This is a genomic window from Serratia nevei, assembly GCF_037948395.1.
Classification (GTDB): domain Bacteria; phylum Pseudomonadota; class Gammaproteobacteria; order Enterobacterales; family Enterobacteriaceae; genus Serratia; species Serratia nevei.
In genome coordinates, this window is the sequence record NZ_CP149940.1 from 2,744,022 (window position 1) to 2,760,227 (window position 16,206).

Annotated in this window: 11 protein-coding genes; 5 read left to right on the top strand and 6 right to left on the bottom strand. The window is 61.2% G+C overall.

The features are described 5' to 3' along the window. Nucleotides 1-65 precede the first annotated feature (65 nt). Entirely contained in the window at nt 66-1,223 is a 1,158-nt protein-coding gene (locus V8N38_RS13190; RefSeq protein ID WP_084827931.1) for an MFS transporter, read from the top strand. On the opposite strand, the gene hrpA is transcribed toward V8N38_RS13190, so the two are convergent. Beyond that, nucleotides 1,201-5,088 carry an ATP-dependent RNA helicase HrpA gene (hrpA, locus tag V8N38_RS13195; RefSeq protein WP_147839902.1) on the bottom strand — a complete coding sequence of 1,296 codons (3,888 nt, stop codon included), beginning with the start codon at nt 5,086-5,088 and terminating at the stop codon, nt 1,201-1,203. The two genes, V8N38_RS13190 and hrpA, sit on opposite strands and share 23 nt — an antisense overlap. A 269-nt stretch (nt 5,089-5,357) precedes the next feature. Here hrpA and azoR point away from each other — a divergent pair, with 269 nt between their 5' ends. Next, on the top strand, nt 5,358-5,963 hold the full coding sequence (gene azoR, locus V8N38_RS13200) for an FMN-dependent NADH-azoreductase (protein WP_019452650.1): 606 nt from the start codon (nt 5,358-5,360) through the stop codon (nt 5,961-5,963). Nucleotides 5,964-6,082: 119 nt separating this feature from the next. Here azoR and V8N38_RS13205 read toward each other — a convergent pair whose 3' ends face one another. From V8N38_RS13205 to V8N38_RS13215, 3 genes are read right to left on the bottom strand one after another with little or no spacing between them, the layout of a single operon-like run. Then, on the bottom strand, nt 6,083-6,406 hold the full coding sequence (locus V8N38_RS13205; RefSeq protein WP_060418625.1) for a YdbL family protein: 324 nt from the start codon (nt 6,404-6,406) through the stop codon (nt 6,083-6,085). Nucleotides 6,407-6,414: 8 nt separating this feature from the next. After that, nucleotides 6,415-6,612, bottom strand: coding sequence for a YnbE family lipoprotein (locus tag V8N38_RS13210; protein WP_060418622.1), 198 nt, complete (start codon nt 6,610-6,612; stop codon nt 6,415-6,417). Then, nucleotides 6,609-9,221: a YdbH family protein gene (locus V8N38_RS13215; RefSeq protein WP_147839901.1), complete on the bottom strand. Its 2,613-nt coding sequence runs from the start codon at nt 9,219-9,221 to the stop codon at nt 6,609-6,611. The genes V8N38_RS13210 and V8N38_RS13215 overlap by 4 nt, the downstream gene beginning before the upstream one ends. Nucleotides 9,222-9,688: 467 nt before the next feature. Between V8N38_RS13215 and V8N38_RS13220 the strand changes: the two genes are divergently transcribed. Together V8N38_RS13220 and hslJ are read left to right on the top strand one after the other, a co-directional pair. Next, nucleotides 9,689-10,681 (top strand): 2-hydroxyacid dehydrogenase, encoded by a 993-nt coding sequence (locus tag V8N38_RS13220; protein ID WP_038880333.1) that lies wholly within the window; start codon nt 9,689-9,691, stop codon nt 10,679-10,681. 50 nt (nt 10,682-10,731) lie between these two features. Then, on the top strand, nt 10,732-11,160 hold the full coding sequence (hslJ, locus tag V8N38_RS13225) for a heat shock protein HslJ (RefSeq protein WP_087762735.1): 429 nt from the start codon (nt 10,732-10,734) through the stop codon (nt 11,158-11,160). A gap of 29 nt (nt 11,161-11,189) precedes the next feature. On the opposite strand, the gene V8N38_RS13230 is transcribed toward hslJ, so the two are convergent. Together V8N38_RS13230 and ssmE are read right to left on the bottom strand one after the other, a co-directional pair. Further along, complete coding sequence (locus tag V8N38_RS13230) at nt 11,190-11,444, bottom strand: DUF333 domain-containing protein (protein WP_015377999.1); 255 nt, start codon at nt 11,442-11,444, stop codon at nt 11,190-11,192. Between the two features lie 499 nt (nt 11,445-11,943). Then, nucleotides 11,944-12,276 carry a multidrug efflux SMR transporter SsmE gene (gene ssmE / locus V8N38_RS13235; RefSeq protein WP_060418612.1) on the bottom strand — a complete coding sequence of 111 codons (333 nt, stop codon included), beginning with the start codon at nt 12,274-12,276 and terminating at the stop codon, nt 11,944-11,946. A 238-nt stretch (nt 12,277-12,514) separates the two neighbouring features. On the opposite strand from ssmE, the gene nifJ reads away from it, so the two are divergent. Next, on the top strand, nt 12,515-16,048 hold the full coding sequence (nifJ, locus tag V8N38_RS13240) for a pyruvate:ferredoxin (flavodoxin) oxidoreductase (protein WP_147839900.1): 3,534 nt from the start codon (nt 12,515-12,517) through the stop codon (nt 16,046-16,048). Nucleotides 16,049-16,206 lie beyond the last annotated feature (158 nt).

Below are 16,206 nucleotides of genomic sequence, written 5' to 3' on the forward strand. Positions count from 1 at the left end.
ATTGTAATCGAACAAAGCGTCGCTCCCTATACTGGCCGCATTAACTTTTAGGGAGAATGTGCATCATGCAACGCTTATCTTTACCGCTGCTCGTCACCGCCATCATGACGCCGCAGATCCTGGAAACGCTGTACAGCCCGGCGCTTACCGCCATCCGCAGCGATTTCGGCATCAGCGCCGCGCAGGCCGGGCAGACGTTATCCATCTATTTCTTCGCCTTCGCCCTCGGCGTCGCCTTTTGGGGAGCCTTCTGCGATCGGTTCGGCCGCCGTCCGGCGATGCTGGCCGGCCTGGCGCTCTATTTGGTCGGCGCCGGCATCGCGCTGCTGAGCGGCAGCTTCACGCTGTTGCTGGTCGCCCGTGCGCTGATCGCCTTCGGTGCCGCGGTCGGTTCCATCGTCACGCAAACCATGCTGCGTGACGTCTATCAAGGCCCGGCGCTGGGGCGCATGTTCGCGCTGGTCGGCATCGCGCTTTCCATCAGCCCGCTGCTGGGAATGTTTGCCGGCGGCGCGCTGGTCGCCTGGGGCGGCAGCGCGGCGATCTTCATCGCACAGGCGGCCTGGGCGCTGGCGCTGCTGCTGTGGAGCTACGGCACATTGCCGGAAACGCGGCAGCGGCAGACCGCAACGGCCGCCGCACCGGGCATTGCCCTGACGACGATGCTGCGCGATCGGCACATCTGGTGTTCGGCACTGCTGGTCGCCAGCTTCAATATCATGGTGTTCAGCTACTTCAGCCTGGCGCCGTTCATGTTCGAAAGGCTGGGGTTGAGCAGCCAGCAGTTTGGCTACTCGGGCGTGATGCTGGCGCTGGGCAGCCTGGCGGGAGCGCTGTTGAACCGCCACCTGCTGGCGCGCGGCGTCAGCGCCAAGCGTCAGATCCTGCTGGGCGGGTTGCTGGCGGTGGCCAGCGGCGTGGCATTGTTCTGGTGGCAACACAGCCTGTGGATGCTGCTTCCCTGCGCGCTGGTGATGCTGGCGTTCGGGTTGGCTATCCCGAATGTGCTGAGCCAGGCGCTGACCCGCTACCGGGAGCAACTCGGCACTGCCGGCGCGTTATTCGGGCTGCTGTACTATCTGCTGATCGGCCTGGGGTTGACGATCGCGGCGCGCGGGCAGGATTTGGCCGCCACGCTGCTGCTGTGCGGTCTGTTGAGCCTGTGGTGTGCCGGCCGCTTGCCGGCCGGCACACCTGAGCTTAGCCCGAAAGCTGCTCGATAGTTTGCAAAATACGCTTGTCGGAGATCGGGTAAGGCGTGCCCAACTGCTGCGCGAACAGGCTGACGCGCAGCTCTTCGATCATCCAGCGCACCGCTTTTACCTCTTCCTCCTGCTGTCGCTTCGGCGGCAGCTTGTTCAGCCACTGCTGCCACGCCAGCTGCACCTGCTCCACCCGCAACATCTGCGCGCGATCGCGATGCGGATCGATAGCCAGTTTTTCCAACCGGCGTTCGATCGCCTGCAGGTAACGCAGCGTGTCCGGCAGGCGTTTCCAGCCGTTGCCGGTCACGAAACCGCGGTAGACCAACCCGCCGAGCTGGGTCTTGATGTCCGACAGCGCCAGCGCCAACGACATGTCCACCCGGCCTTTCAGCCGTTTGTTGATGTTGAAGACCGCCGTCAGGATCTGCTCAACCTGCTTGGCCACCTCGACGACCGTGTCGTTCAGCTCGGCGCGGATCTGCTCCTGCAGGCGGGCAAAGCCTTCCTCTTGCCAGACCGGGCCGCCGTGTTCGGCGATCAGCTTGTCGATGCCACACGAAATGCAGTCGTCGATCAGCTCCAGCACCTTACCGTACGGGTTGAAATAGAGCCCCAGCTTGGCCTTGTTCGGCAGCTTTTCATGCAGGTATTTGATCGGCGAAGGAATATTCAGCAACAGCAGGCGGCGCGTGCCCTGCCACATCGCCTGTTGCTGCTCGCTTTCGCTGTCGAACAGGCGGATCGCCACGCTGTCCTTTTCATCCACCAGCGCCGGGTAAGCCTTCATCGAATAGCCGCCGCGCTTCTGCTCGTAAAACGCCGGCAGTTGGCCAAAGCTCCAGACATGCAGATTGCTCTGCTCCAGCCCGTCGTCGGCCACCGCCGACAGCGTCTCCTGCACCTTCTCTTTCAGCTGCAGGCGCAACGCGGCCAGGTCTTTGCCTTCGCGCAGCGTCTGGTTTTTCTCGCCCACCACGCGGAAGGTCATCTTCAGGTGATCGGGCACCTGATCCCACTGCCAATCATCACGTGACACGGTCACGCCGGTCATGCGTCGCAGCTCGCGCTCCAGCGCGTCCAGCAGCGGCAATTCCAGCGCAGTGACGCGGCCAAGGAACGCCTCGGCGTAGTTCGGTGCCGGCACGAAGTTGCGGCGCACCGGCTTCGGCAGCGATTTGATCAGCGCAATCACCAGCTCGCGGCGGATGCCGGGGATCTGCCATTCAAAGCCCTGCTCCTCCACCTGGTTGAGGATCGGCAACGGAATGTGCACCGTCACGCCGTCGGCGTCGGTGCCCGGTTCGAACTGGTAGCTCAGCCGCAGCTTGAGGTTGCCCTGATGCCAGAAATTCGGGTAGTCGAGCGCGCTGATTTTGTTGGCGCCGTCCTTGATCAGCATCTCTTTTTCGAAGTTCAGCAGGTCCGGCTGCTGTTTGGCAGCGCTCTTCCACCAGCTGTCGAAATGACGGCCGGAAACCACGTCGTTGGGGATGCGGCGATCGTAGAAGCCGAACAGCGTTTCGTCGTCCACCAAAATGTCGCGGCGGCGCGATTTATGCTCCAGCTCTTCCACTTCGGCGCGCAGCTTTTGGTTTTCGCGGAAGAAGGCGTGGCGCGTCTGCCAGTCGCCCTCCACCAGCGCATGGCGGATAAACAGCTCGCGGCACAGCAGCGGATCGATGGCGCCGTAATTGACCTGGCGCGCCGCGACGATCGGCAGACCGAACAGCGTGACCTTTTCACTGGCCATCACCGCCCCCTGCGATTTCGACCAGTGCGGCTCGCTGTAGCTGTGCTTCACCAGGTGCTGAGCCAGCGGCTCAATCCATTCCGGTTCAATGCGCGCGGCGATGCGCCCCCACAGGCGGCTGGTTTCCACCAGTTCGGCCACCATGGTCCATTTCGGCGGCTTCTTGAACAGGCCGGAGCCGGGGAAGATCGAGAAGCGGGCGTTGCGCGCGCCGGTAAATTCCTGCTTGTCCGCATCCTTCTGGCCAATGTGCGACAGCAAGCCGGTCAGCAACGCGGTGTGCACGCTGCGATAGTCGGAAGGCGTGCTGTTGATCGGCAGCCCCAGCTCTTTCACCACCTGGCGCAGCTGGGTATAGATATCCTGCCACTCGCGCACCCGCAGGTAGTTGAGGAAATCGTTGCGGCACAGCCGGCGGAACTGGCTGGAAGAGTTCGCTTTTTGCTGCTCCTGCAGATAATCCCACAGGTTGACGAACGCCAGGAAGTCCGAGTCTTTATCGGCAAAGCGGCGGTGTTTTTCATCCGAGGCCTGCTGCTTGTCCATCGGGCGCTCACGCGGATCCTGAATCGACAGCGCGGCGGTGATGATCATTACCTCGCGTACGCTGCCGCTCTTCTGCGCCTCCAGCACCATGCGCGCCAAACGCGGGTCGATAGGCAACTGCGCCAGCTGGCGGCCCTGCGGCGTCAGCTGATAGTGGCCGTTATCGGCGGTGGCGATCGCCCCCAGCTCTTCCAGCAGGCGCACGCCATCCTGAATATTACGCTTGTCCGGCGCCTCGACGAACGGAAACGCGGCGATGTCGCCCAGCCCCAGCGAGGTCATCTGCAGAATGACCGACGCCAGGTTGGTGCGCAGAATTTCCGGATCGGTAAACGCCGGCCGCGAGAGGAAATCCTGCTCGGAGTACAGACGGATGCACACCCCTTCCGATACGCGACCGCAGCGCCCTTTACGCTGGTTGGCGGAGGCCTGCGACACCGGTTCGATCGGCAAGCGCTGCACCTTGGTGCGGAAACTGTAACGGCTGATGCGCGCGGTGCCCGGATCGATGACGTACTTGATGCCCGGCACCGTCAGCGAGGTTTCCGCCACGTTGGTGGCCAGCACGATGCGCCGGCCGTGGTGCGACTGGAATACCCGGTTCTGCTCGCTGTTCGACAGGCGCGCATACAGCGGCAGCACCTCGGTATGCGGCAGATTGAGGCGGTTCAGGGCGTCGGCGGTATCGCGGATCTCGCGCTCGCCGCTCATGAAGATCAGAATGTCGCCCGGCCCTTCGCGCCCAAGCTCGTCCACCGCATCGAAAATCGCCTGCAGCTGATCGCGATCGGTATCGTCGCCGTCGTCGGCCACCGGGCGGTAGCGTACCTCCACCGGGTAGGTGCGGCCGGAAACCTCGATGATCGGCGCATTGTTGAAATGGCGCGAGAAGCGCTGCGGATCGATGGTCGCCGAGGTAATGATCACCTTCAGATCCGGGCGCTTCGGCAACAGTTCGCGCAGGTAGCCGAGAATAAAGTCGATATTGAGGCTGCGCTCGTGCGCTTCATCGATGATCAGCGTGTCGTACTGCATCAGCAGGCGGTCCTGCTGAATTTCCGCCAGCAAGATACCGTCGGTCATCAGCTTGACCAGGGTATTTTCCCCCACCTGATCGTTGAAGCGCACCTTGTAGCCGACGCTGCCGCCGAGCGGGGTTTCCAGCTCGTCGGCGATGCGGTTGGCAACGGTGCGCGCCGCCAGGCGGCGCGGCTGGGTATGGCCGATCAGCCCTTTCACCCCGCGTCCCAGTTCCAGACAGATCTTCGGCAGCTGGGTGGTTTTCCCCGAGCCGGTTTCCCCGGCGACGATCACCACCTGGTGATCGCGAATGGCGTTTAAAATGTCCTGCTTTTTTTGGCTGACCGGCAGGCTTTCCGGATAGGTAATGCGCGGGCAAGACGCGGCGCGCGCCTGCACTTTTTGCCGCGCCGCCGCGATGTCGCTTTCTACTTCGGCGGCAACCGCCAGCTGGGCATCGGGATTTTTGATTTTTCGTGCGCCCTGCAGGCGACGACGCAGGCGTTGTTGATCGCGGAGCATCAGCTCACCCAGTTGGGCCGGCAGTGCCTCGAGCGGAGATTTCACGTTCGGTGTTCCTTGTTTCTTCGCCGCCAAGGCCAGGCTTAGCAACGGTTTGGTGTTTTTTTAGCGATTTTTTTACTTTAGCCGCACAGCCTATCACAAACGGCTTTCTCCCCCTACTTCCGCGAGTAAAGCGTCGCCATGTCATTCAATAAAATCGAACGAAGATCTCGAAATATTGCGCTATCACTGTTGGGGGAATGTGAATAGCATGTACTTCATGCAAGGGACGCTGAGTCCTGATGTCACTGTCACAACGTAAGGAATTATCGATGAGCAAAGTATTGGTTCTGAAATCAAGCATCCTGGCGACCTACTCTCAGTCTAACCAACTGGCCGATTTCTTCGTAGAGCAATGGAGCAACGCCCACAGCGGCGACACCATCACCGTACGCGATCTGGCCGCGCAGCCAATCCCGGTGCTGGATGGTGAACTGGTCGGCGCGCTGCGTCCTTCCGATGCTCCGTTGACCCCGCGTCAACAAGAAGCGCTGGCCTTGTCGGACGAGCTGATCGCCGAGCTGCAGGCCAATGACGTCATCGTGATTGCCGCGCCGATGTACAACTTTAACATCCCGACCCAGCTGAAAAACTATTTCGATCTGGTTGCCCGCGCCGGCGTAACCTTCCGCTACACCGAAAACGGTCCGGAAGGCCTGGTGAAAAACAAACGCGCCGTGATCCTGACCAGCCGCGGCGGCATCCACAAAGGCACTCCAACCGACCTGGTAGAGCCTTACCTGCGTCTGTTCCTGGGCTTCATCGGCATCACCGACGTGGAGTTCGTCTTCGCGGAAGGCATCGCCTACGGCCCGGAAGTGGCGACCAAAGCCCAGGAAGACGCCAAGGCGGCCCTGTCTCAGGTGGTTGCTGCCTAAGACCCTGCGCAGGGGCGCCACGCCCCTGCCGGACAAGACGCACGTCCTGTCAAACCTGCACTACCCTCATAATAATCATCTATCCGTATCTCTTGGCGCGCCAGACGGCGCGCTTTTTTTTATTTCTGCAGCCACTGGCCGTTGATGCCGCGCACATACTCACCGCTCTGCGCCCGCGTCACCAGCTTCTGCCCGGCCATGCGCGCCACTTCGTCGACGGCGATGTGGTTGCCGTCCGCCACTTCCTGATACTTCTCGGCGCGGCCGGCGTTGATGCGCTTCACCAACGCCAGCGTTTCCGCGTCCTGCTTCACCGGCGCGATATAGCCGCTCAGGGTTTCGCCTACTCGCCCTTGCTGCTTCGCCTCATCCAGCGTCAGTGCCATTACCACGCCGCTGAACAACCAGGCAGCGCCGGCCAGCCACAAATAACGTTTTTTCATGTCGGCTCCTAGAACAGACCGCTTTGGGTTTTCAGCAGGTTTTCGACGTCCTTATCCACCTTGATATGAATTTCATGCTCGATCTTGACGTTCATATTGATGGTGATCGGATCCTTCGGCGTCGCCACCTCGATGCGCGGCACGCAGCCGCTCAGCAGCGAAACGCACAGCAGCGCTGCCAGCGCCGGCACACTCATGATTTTCATTGTTGTTCCCCAGGTTGTGAGAGGGCCTGCTCCAGCCACTCCTGTAAATTGTCGCCGAAGCGCAAACTGCGCCACAGCTGAAACACATTTTCCTGATGGCGATAGTTCAGGATCACCTCGCGCTTGGCGCTCTTCTGCGGGTTGATGCCGTCGATGCGCGCGCTCAGCGTCAGCTCGCCCAGGTTATCGAGATCGACCCGGGCGTGCGAACGGTTGATTTCCATATAGCGCAGCCAGTCGATCGCCGCGCCGGTCGCCAGGTTGTTGCTGCCGATGGCGTCGGCCATGTCTTTGTCCAGCCGCAGCGTCAGCGTGCCGGCGTTGGCGATCCAGCCGTTCTGCACCAGCCATTTCGGGTGGTTCAGGAACAGCGGCAGCTCGCCGTCGACGCGGCCGGACATGGCGAACTGCTTCGGTTTCAAGGCGGTGAACAGCGCGCTGAGATCGACCTTGTCCAGCTTCAGCACCGCGGCGTCATGCTGCGGCAACCGCAGCGCCGACAGGCTGATATGCCCGTTGAGCATGTCCACGCCGACGTTGCTCAACGTCAGCGGCTGCCTTTCGCTGTAGGGATAAGTGCCCTGCAGATCGGCGGAAATGTTCTGCATCTCGAACAGGTTGGTGAAGGACTTGATGCGCAGCGATACCGGCTGTTTGGCACCCAGCAGCCACTGATGCTGCTTGAACCGGTACGACAGGATGAAATCCAGACCGCTCATTTCGCCGTCCTTTAGCCACATGCCGCCGTTTTTCACCACCCAGTGGCCGCCGGCTTCGAAGCCCTGCTCGCGGGCGGCGGAAAACGCCGACTGCGCATAAAACTCGCCGTCGCGCAGCGTGAGATTGAGATCCGGCGCGAGCAGCGGCTGGAAGACCTTCAGCGACTGTTTCGGCCACCAGCCTTCGCCCCGCAGGCGTTCGCCGTCCCAGCGGCCGCGCAGCGCGATCGGCCCGATCTGCTGCGCCTGCAGTTTGCCCTGCAGCTGGAAACTGTCCGGCGAACGGCCGTTCAGCTGCAGCGCCAGCACCGGCGCCGGCAGATGGCCGCCGTCGCTGAAGCTGACCTTATCCGCCGCCAGCTGCAGCTCGCCGTTGAACTGCGGGTTTTGTTCATCGCGCCGCCAGCGCAGCGGTTGGTTGAGGCTCAGGCGCGGCGCGGCGACCGTCACCAGACCGTACTTTAATTTGTCGAAGCCGGTGGAGAGTTTGTCGAGCACCAGCTCGCTGTCCTGCCAGCGGCCGCTGCCGGCAACGTCCCAGGCGGCCTGCAGCGGCGGCAACCGGCCATTGCCCCAGTAGCGCCACTGCCAGTCACCCTTGTCCGGCCAGAAATCCTGCGCCTGGCCGTCCAGGTGCAGCTTGAAACGCCCCCAATAACTGTCGCTGGCGCTCAAAATCGCCTGCAGGCGGCCGGTGATACCGGCAGCGGTCACCTTCACGCCCGCCAGCGGTAAACGTGCCTCCTCCAGCTTCATTTCCGGCGTCACCTTGCCCCACAGGCGCAGGAGCGCCCCCGGCTGCAGTACCAGCGTCGGATTAAGAATGCTGCCGCCAATCACGCCCGGGATCGACGCGGTGGTGGAGAAATCGGCCAGATTGGCCTGGCCGGTCAGCTGGAAGCGCAGATCGCTGTCGGTCAACCCTACCTTGCCCGGCCCGAGGGTGAGCACCGCATTGCCCTTGCCGTTGTGGCCGGCGGTGATCACGTTCAGCCGCGCGCTGATCTCCGTTTCATCCCACCCTTTGCTCCAGTCGTGCAGCGCGATGTTCAGGCCGCCGCTCAACGGCTGCCCGCTGTACGGCCAACGCCACTCGCCCTGCTTGATGCTGAGCCGCTGCGGCGCGACTTCCCACGGCAACACCGCCAGCGGGCGATCGTCGCCTTTTTCGCTCACCGTCAACACGCCCTGCTGCTGTTGCCAGCGCATGTCCAGCAACACCGGCTTTTCCAGATAGGCGGTCTGCATTTCCCCCTGCAACGCCCCCTGCGTCGGCAGGCTGGCCAAATCCAGCGGAATGGTTATCTTGCCGGCGAGGTGTAGCGGTTGCGCGCTGTTGGGCGGGACAATGGTCAGACTTTGCAACGTCAGCTGCTGTTTTTCATCCAGCTGCGCCTCGGCGCTGAGATTCGGCCCCTGATAATGCAGGCGTTGCCCGTCAGGGCCGGAGGAAAGCTGCAGCTTGCCGGCATAGCGCTGCCAGGGAATGAGCGTCAGGTCACTAAGGGTGAGATCCAGCGACGGCAGCTCCCGCTGCAGCTGATCGAGCGCCAGCGGCGCGCTGTTGGCGTCGCCGCCCGGCAGTTTTGACAAACAGGCGCTGTCGACGCTGACCTTATCGCTCGACAGCTGCCAGCGGCCCTGGTGATAAGCCAGCCGCGTTGGCCCGACGTTGGCCAGCAGGCAATCTTGCGCGGTGAAACGCGCCCCCGCCAACGCCAGGCCGCCCTGGCGCCAGTGCAAATTGCCCTGCAATTCCAGCCGGCTCCCCGCCGGTAACCAATGCGATAGCACTCCCGGCAGCCAGCGCGGCAGGGTTTGCCACAACGCCAACACCAGAATTGCACAGCCCGCCACCGTCCCTATGAATACTTTCAATCGCCTGGTCATTAAATGATTGCTTGTTCCTGAGTTAGGCATTCGTTAAGTCTATGCCTGAATTGACAATAATGATGGCACGAATTTGACATAGGGTGAAGCTGAGTGCGGTTCCAGAAGCGATTTGCACCTTTTTGGCGCAAACGTGTGCGGGGTTGTAGATTTTCGTTACATATACATCACATAAATAGGACAGTTTTCAGACTTTTGTTATTGTCGTTACCGTTGATGATTAATAGTCTTGCAATCATTCTAATAAAAGTTTAGCTGCTAGCTAACTGTGTACTAGAGAAGCCATTCCCCACACCCCCGTGGGGATTTTTTTGCCGCCTGCCGCCACCGTCGCCTTCCCTCCACCGTATCACGCCTCCGCAACTGCCCGGCAGCGGCCATATCGCCCGCGTCGCAAAGGGCTAACCAATTGTCGAATTTACTAAAATCTGTTAAATTGATCACAAAATCACGGTGGAGAAACCACGATGAAATTGGCGATATACAGTACTAAACAGTATGACCGTAAATATCTCGAACTGGTGAATCAGCAGTTTGGCTACGAGCTGGAATTCTTCGACTTTTTACTCAGTAAAAAAACCGCCAAAACGGCCGCCGGTTGCAAGGCGGTGTGCCTCTTCGTTAACGACGACGGCAGCCGTGAAGTGCTCGAAGAACTGGCGGCGCTGGGCGTCGAAATTCTCGCCCTGCGCTGCGCCGGTTTTAATAACGTCGATCTGGACGCCGCCCAAGAACTGGGCATCAAGGTGGTGCGCGTGCCGGCCTATTCGCCGGAGGCCGTGGCAGAGCACGCGGTAGGCATGATGATGTGCCTGAACCGCCGTATTCACCGCGCCTATCAACGCACCCGCGACGCTAACTTCTCGCTGGAAGGGCTGATCGGCTTTAACATGCATAACCGCACCGCCGGGGTGATCGGCACCGGTAAAATCGGCGTGGCGACGATGCGCATTCTGAAAGGCTTTGGCATGAAGCTGCTGGCCTACGATCCCTTCCCGAGCGAACAGGCGCTGGAACTGGGCGCGGAGTATGTCGATCTGAAAACGCTGTACGCGCAGTCCGACGTGATCACCCTGCACTGCCCGCTGACGCCGGAAAACCACCATCTGCTGAATGCCGATGCCTTCGCGATGATGAAAAACGGCGTGATGGTGATCAACACCAGCCGTGGCGCGCTGATCGACTCCACCGCCGCCATCGACGCGCTGAAGCAGCAGAAAATCGGCGCGCTGGGGATGGACGTTTACGAGAACGAACGCGATCTGTTCTTCGAAGACAAGTCGAACGACGTGATTCAGGACGACGTGTTCCGCCGCCTCTCGGCCTGCCACAACGTGCTGTTTACCGGCCATCAGGCCTTCCTGACCGAAGAGGCGCTGACCAGCATTTCGCAAACCACGCTGCAGAACATCAGCCAGTTGGAACGCGGCGAAGCCTGCCCGAACCAGTTGAACGCCTGAGCGTAACCTCGGGGCGCCCTTGCGGCGCCCTGTTTATTTGAGAGAACGCGATGAGAAAAACCACGGTAGCCGCCCTTGCGGCGCTGGCCTTAGCGGGGTGCAGCATGAAACCACACACGGCCGTCACGCCAGGCGATCTGTTACATCACAACTTTGTGTTGCAGAGCGTGGATGGCGAAACGGCGAAATCACCGGCGGGTGGCGGCCTGCTCAATCTGGAGTTCGGCGAGAGCCTGCATGTCTCCGGCACGATGTGCAACCGCTTCTTTGGCCAGGGGCAATTACGCGACGGCGTGCTGACGGTGAAACCGCTGGCCATGACGCGCAGGCTGTGCCCTGATGAACAGCGCAACCGCTGGGATCGGGTGATCGGCACCGTGCTCGAAAACGGCGCCGAAGTGACGCTAAACGCCCAGCAGCTGACGCTCAACGGCAGCGGCCACACGCTTATCTATACCCTGCGCGATTGGGTGTATTGATCCTGCACGCCAGGCCTGGCGCCGCGGGCTTACCCGGCGCAGCTGCCCAGGCCCAGCGTGCGTTCTTCGCACTGCTTGCCGTTCGGCATTTGGCACATGCGCAGCGCTTCACCGTTCAGGTTGTGCGCGATGGTGGTGACGCCGCCGACCGCCGCGCAACCGGCGCTGGTCTGCAACGTATTGATTCTGGCACTGTTGCCCTGCTGTACTGGTTCTTCGTTATTGCTGCTGCAGGCGGCTAAAAGCAGCACGGCGCTGGCAAGCAGCCATTTTGATGTCGTCATTATCCCACTCCTGAACCCGGAACTGCGCTGTGTAAAATCGCCATTGCTGATAACGCGCGTCACTTGGCGGACACGTTTCGCTATCTTTGATGCAAACTTGTTTAATCTAGCTCGATATATAAATAATGAAAATATATTCCAGCCATTATTTGTCGTTTTTTTGCGCCGACCGGACATTTATTTTGTTTGCAGAATATTTCCACACCGGCGCGCGGTGCCAAACGTGACGGCGCCACACGCTACCCGGCCCTGGCCGCACGCAGAAAGTGATAACGTCACTGCTGCCGACGGGGAGATTTCTCCCGCAATATCGATATTCATTATCTTCGCGTGCTTTCAGTATGACGGCGCATTTTTTGCTACCGGAGAGGAGGATATTTGCGTCTATGCTGGCGGCGCTAAGTAATTAGCATTCCACTATTTTCAGTGAATGATGGCTGAATTCTTCAACCGGCGCGACTTGCTGTCACGCCGGCCTTTTTTCACATTAAAATAACACTCAGTGCACCGAAGCTTTGGACAGTAAATTAATCACCAGCACGCCGGCAATAATTAATCCCATACCGACGATCGCCGGCCAATCCAATTTTTGCTGATAAACGAATACCGCCGCGACCGACACCAGCACGATGCCCATGCCCGACCAGATCGCATAGACGATGCCCAGCGGCATGCTCTTGACCACCATCGACAGCCCCCAAAATGCCACGCCGTAGCCCAGCACCACCAGCACCGACGGCCACAGGCGGGTAAAGCCTTCGGAGGCTTTCAACATGGTGGTGGCGATCACTTCCGCGACTATCGCCATCGTCAAATACATAAATGCGCTCATGGTTTTCTTCTGTCAGTTTGCCGATACGCAATTATGACGCGCCGGAAATAAATTGTCTTTAAACGGTGAAAACAATTTATTGCCGCCGGCACCCAATCGGCGAGGAAATACGCCTTTGACGATTTATCACCCGCCACACAAACACGATAAAGCCATGTTCAAACCCTCTGTTAGACTTTTTTCCATTACTGCGAAAGTGCGCTTTCGCGGCTTTGTGAGCAATGAAAAGGTAACGTCGATGATAACTACAGATGGTAATAATGCAGTCGCTTCCGTGGCCTATCGCACCAACGAAGTGATTGCCATCTACCCTATCACGCCGAGTTCCACCATGGCGGAACAGGCGGATGCCTGGTCCGGCGATGGCCGGCAAAACATCTGGGGCGACATCCCCCGGGTGGTGGAAATGCAGTCGGAAGGCGGCGCGATCGCCACCGTGCACGGCGCCTTGCAAACCGGCGCGCTGTCAACCTCGTTCACTTCATCGCAGGGCCTGCTGCTGATGATCCCGACGCTGTACAAGCTGGCCGGCGAGCTGACGCCGTTCGTGCTGCACGTCGCCGCGCGCACCGTGGCCACGCACGCGCTGTCTATCTTCGGCGACCATTCGGACGTAATGGCGGTGCGCCAGACCGGCTGCGCCATGCTGTGTGCCGGCAACGTGCAGGAGGCGCAGGACTTCGCGCTGATCTCTCAGACCGCCACCCTCAACGCACGCGTGCCGTTTATCCATTTCTTCGACGGCTTCCGCACCTCGCACGAAATCAACAAGATCGTGCCGCTCAGCGACGATACGCTGCGGCAAATGCTGCCGCAGGCGGCGATCGACGCTCACCGCAGCCGGGCGCTGTCGCCGGATCATCCGGTGGTGCGCGGCACTTCGGCCAACCCGGACACCTATTTCCAATCGCGCGAAGCCACCAACCCGTGGTATGACGCCACCGGCCAGCACGTGATCGACGCCATGGCGGTCTTCGCCGCCCTTACCGGCCGCCACTATCGGCCGTTCGACTATTACGGCCACCCGCAGGCCGAGCGCGTGGTGGTGGTGATGGGTTCCGCCGCCGGCACCTGCGAAGAGGTGATTGACACCCTGCTGACCCGCGGCGAGAAAGTCGGCGTGCTGAAGGTGCGGCTGTTCCGACCGTTCTCCGCCAAATACCTGCTCGACGCCCTGCCGGACAGCGTGCGCAGCGTCGCGGTGCTCGATCGCACCAAAGAGCCTGGCGCGCTGGCCGAACCGCTGTATCTGGACGTGATGACCGCGCTGGCGGAAGCCTACAGCCGGGGTGAACGCGCCACGCTGCCGCGGGTGATCGGCGGCCGTTACGGGCTGTCGTCGAAAGAGTTCGGCCCGGACTGCGCGCTGGCGGTGTTCCGCGAGCTGGCCCAGCCGCAGCCGCGCCCACGCTTTACCGTCGGCATCTTCGATGATGTCACCGGGCTTTCGCTGCCGCTGAGCGACGAAATCCTGCCACAGCGCGCCTCGCTGGAAGCGCTGTTCTACGGTTTGGGCAGCGACGGCTCGGTCTCGGCCACCAAGAACAACATCAAGATCATCGGCAACGCCACGCCGCTGTATGCCCAGGGCTATTTCGTCTACGACTCCAAAAAGGCCGGCGGCCTGACGGTGTCGCACCTGCGCGTCAGCGAGCAGCCGATCAACTCGGCCTACCTGGTCAGCCGCGCGGACTTCGTCGGCTGCCACCAGCTGCAATTTATCGATAAGTACCAAATGGTTGAACGCCTGAAGCCCGGCGGCACCTTCCTGCTAAATACCCCTTACGGCGCCGACGAGGTCTGGTCGCGCCTGCCGCAGGAGGTTCAGGCGCTGTTGCACCAACGCCAGGCGCGTTTCTATATCATCAACGCCGCCAAGCTGGCGCGCGAATGCCGGCTCGGCGCGCGCATCAACACCGTAATGCAGATGGCGTTTTTCCACCTGACGCAGATCCTGCCGAGCGACGTGGCGCTGCAACAGCTGCAAGACGCCATCGCCCGCAGCTACAGTAGCAAGGGCCAGGAGATCGTCGAGCGCAACTGGCAGGCGCTGGGTGCCACCCGCGCCGCGCTGACCGAGATCCCGCTGCAGCCGGTCGACGCCAGCAGCCCGATGCGCCCGCCGGTGGTCTCGGACGCCGCGCCGGACTTCGTCAAAACCGTCACCGCCGCGATGCTGGCCGGGCTGGGCGATGCGCTGCCGGTTTCCGCCTTCCCGCCGGACGGCACCTGGCCGGTGGGCACCACCCAATGGGAAAAGCGCAACATCGCCGAAGAGATCCCGGTCTGGCAGCCCGACCTGTGCACCCAGTGCAACCACTGCGTCGCCGCCTGCCCGCACTCCGCCATTCGCGCCAAGGTGGTTCAGCCGGCGGAGATGGAGCACGCCCCTGCTTCCCTGCAGTCACTGGATGTCAAAGCGCGCGATATGCGCGGCCAGAAATACGTGCTGCAGGTAGCCCCGGAAGATTGCACCGGCTGTAACCTGTGCGTCGAGGTCTGCCCGGCGAAAGATCGCCAGAACCCGGAGATCAAGGCCATCAACATGGCTTCGCGCCTCGATAATCTGACGGCTGAGAAAGACAACTACGACTTCTTCCTGCAGCTGCCGGAAATCGATCCGGCGCAGCTGGAGCGCATCGACATTCGCACTTCGCAGCTGATCACGCCGCTGTTCGAGTATTCCGGCGCCTGTTCCGGCTGCGGCGAAACGCCGTACATCAAGCTGTTGACCCAGCTCTATGGCGACCGTTTGCTGATCGCCAACGCCACCGGCTGTTCGTCGATCTACGGCGGCAACCTGCCGACCACGCCTTACACCACCAACGCCGAAGGGCGCGGGCCCGCGTGGGCCAACTCGCTGTTCGAAGACAACGCCGAATTCGGCCTGGGCTTCCGTCTGACGGTCGATCAACATCGCGCACGGGTGCTGCGTCTGCTGAATTCGCTGGCGCCGCAGCTGCCGGAGCAGTTGGTCAATGCCTTGCAGATGGACGACGTGGCGCCGGAGCCGCGCCGTAAGCAGATCGCCGAACTGCGCACGCTGTTGGCGAGTCTCGAAGGCGAAGACGCGCGCCAGCTGGCGGCCGACGCCGACTACCTGGTGGATAAATCCATCTGGCTAATCGGCGGTGACGGTTGGGCCTACGACATCGGCTTCGGCGGTTTGGATCACGTGCTCAGCCTGACGGAAAACGTCAACGTGCTGGTGCTCGACACCCAATGTTACTCCAACACCGGCGGCCAGCAGTCGAAGGCCACGCCGCTCGGTGCGGTGACCAAGTTCGGTGAACACGGCAAGCGCAAGGCGCGCAAGGATTTGGGCGTCAGCATGATGATGTACGGCCATGTCTACGTCGCGCAGATCTCGCTGGGAGCGCAGCTTAACCAAACGGTGAAAGCGATTCAGGAGGCCGAAGCCTATCCGGGCCCGTCGCTGATCATCGCCTACAGCCCGTGCGAAGAGCACGGCTACGATCTGGCGCTCAGCCACGATCAGATGAAACAGCTGACCGCCACCGGCTTCTGGCCGCTATACCGCTTCGATCCGCGCCGCAGCGCCGAGGGCAAGGCCGCATTGGCGCTGGACTCCCGGCCGCCGAACAGCAGCCTGTCGGAAACGCTGCTGAAAGAACAGCGCTTCCGCCGCCTGAACTCGCAGCAGCCGGAAGTGGCCAGCGCGCTGTATCAGGCCGCCGAGAAAGAGCTGAAGGAGAAATACGATTTCCTCAGCCTGCTGGCCGGCAAGGCGGAAAAATCCGCCGCAGAGTAATCCCTTCAGGGCGCGAGTGATTCGCGCCCTGTTCTTTTACCGCCGGCGTAAGCCGCAGCAATAAAACCCGCTGGCATTCCTGCTCGCAATCCGTACCATACAGGCCTCGCGTCGGGCGCGTGGAAGCTGGATGATGAATAATGATCAAAATTGGCCGG

What these genes read in the sequence shown, in the direction of transcription:
- V8N38_RS13190 (WP_084827931.1), top strand. Translation starts at nt 66, where the DNA reads ATGCAACGCTTATCTTTACCGCTGCTCGTCACCGCCATCATGACGCCG.
- azoR (WP_019452650.1), top strand. Translation starts at nt 5,358, where the DNA reads ATGAGCAAAGTATTGGTTCTGAAATCAAGCATCCTGGCGACCTACTCT.
- V8N38_RS13205 (WP_060418625.1), bottom strand. Translation starts at nt 6,406, where the DNA reads ATGAAAAAACGTTATTTGTGGCTGGCCGGCGCTGCCTGGTTGTTCAGC.
- V8N38_RS13210 (WP_060418622.1), bottom strand. Translation starts at nt 6,612, where the DNA reads ATGAAAATCATGAGTGTGCCGGCGCTGGCAGCGCTGCTGTGCGTTTCG.
- V8N38_RS13215 (WP_147839901.1), bottom strand. Translation starts at nt 9,221, where the DNA reads ATGACCAGGCGATTGAAAGTATTCATAGGGACGGTGGCGGGCTGTGCA.
- V8N38_RS13220 (WP_038880333.1), top strand. Translation starts at nt 9,689, where the DNA reads ATGAAATTGGCGATATACAGTACTAAACAGTATGACCGTAAATATCTC.
- hslJ (WP_087762735.1), top strand. Translation starts at nt 10,732, where the DNA reads ATGAGAAAAACCACGGTAGCCGCCCTTGCGGCGCTGGCCTTAGCGGGG.
- V8N38_RS13230 (WP_015377999.1), bottom strand. Translation starts at nt 11,444, where the DNA reads ATGACGACATCAAAATGGCTGCTTGCCAGCGCCGTGCTGCTTTTAGCC.
- ssmE (WP_060418612.1), bottom strand. Translation starts at nt 12,276, where the DNA reads ATGAGCGCATTTATGTATTTGACGATGGCGATAGTCGCGGAAGTGATC.
- nifJ (WP_147839900.1), top strand. Translation starts at nt 12,515, where the DNA reads ATGATAACTACAGATGGTAATAATGCAGTCGCTTCCGTGGCCTATCGC.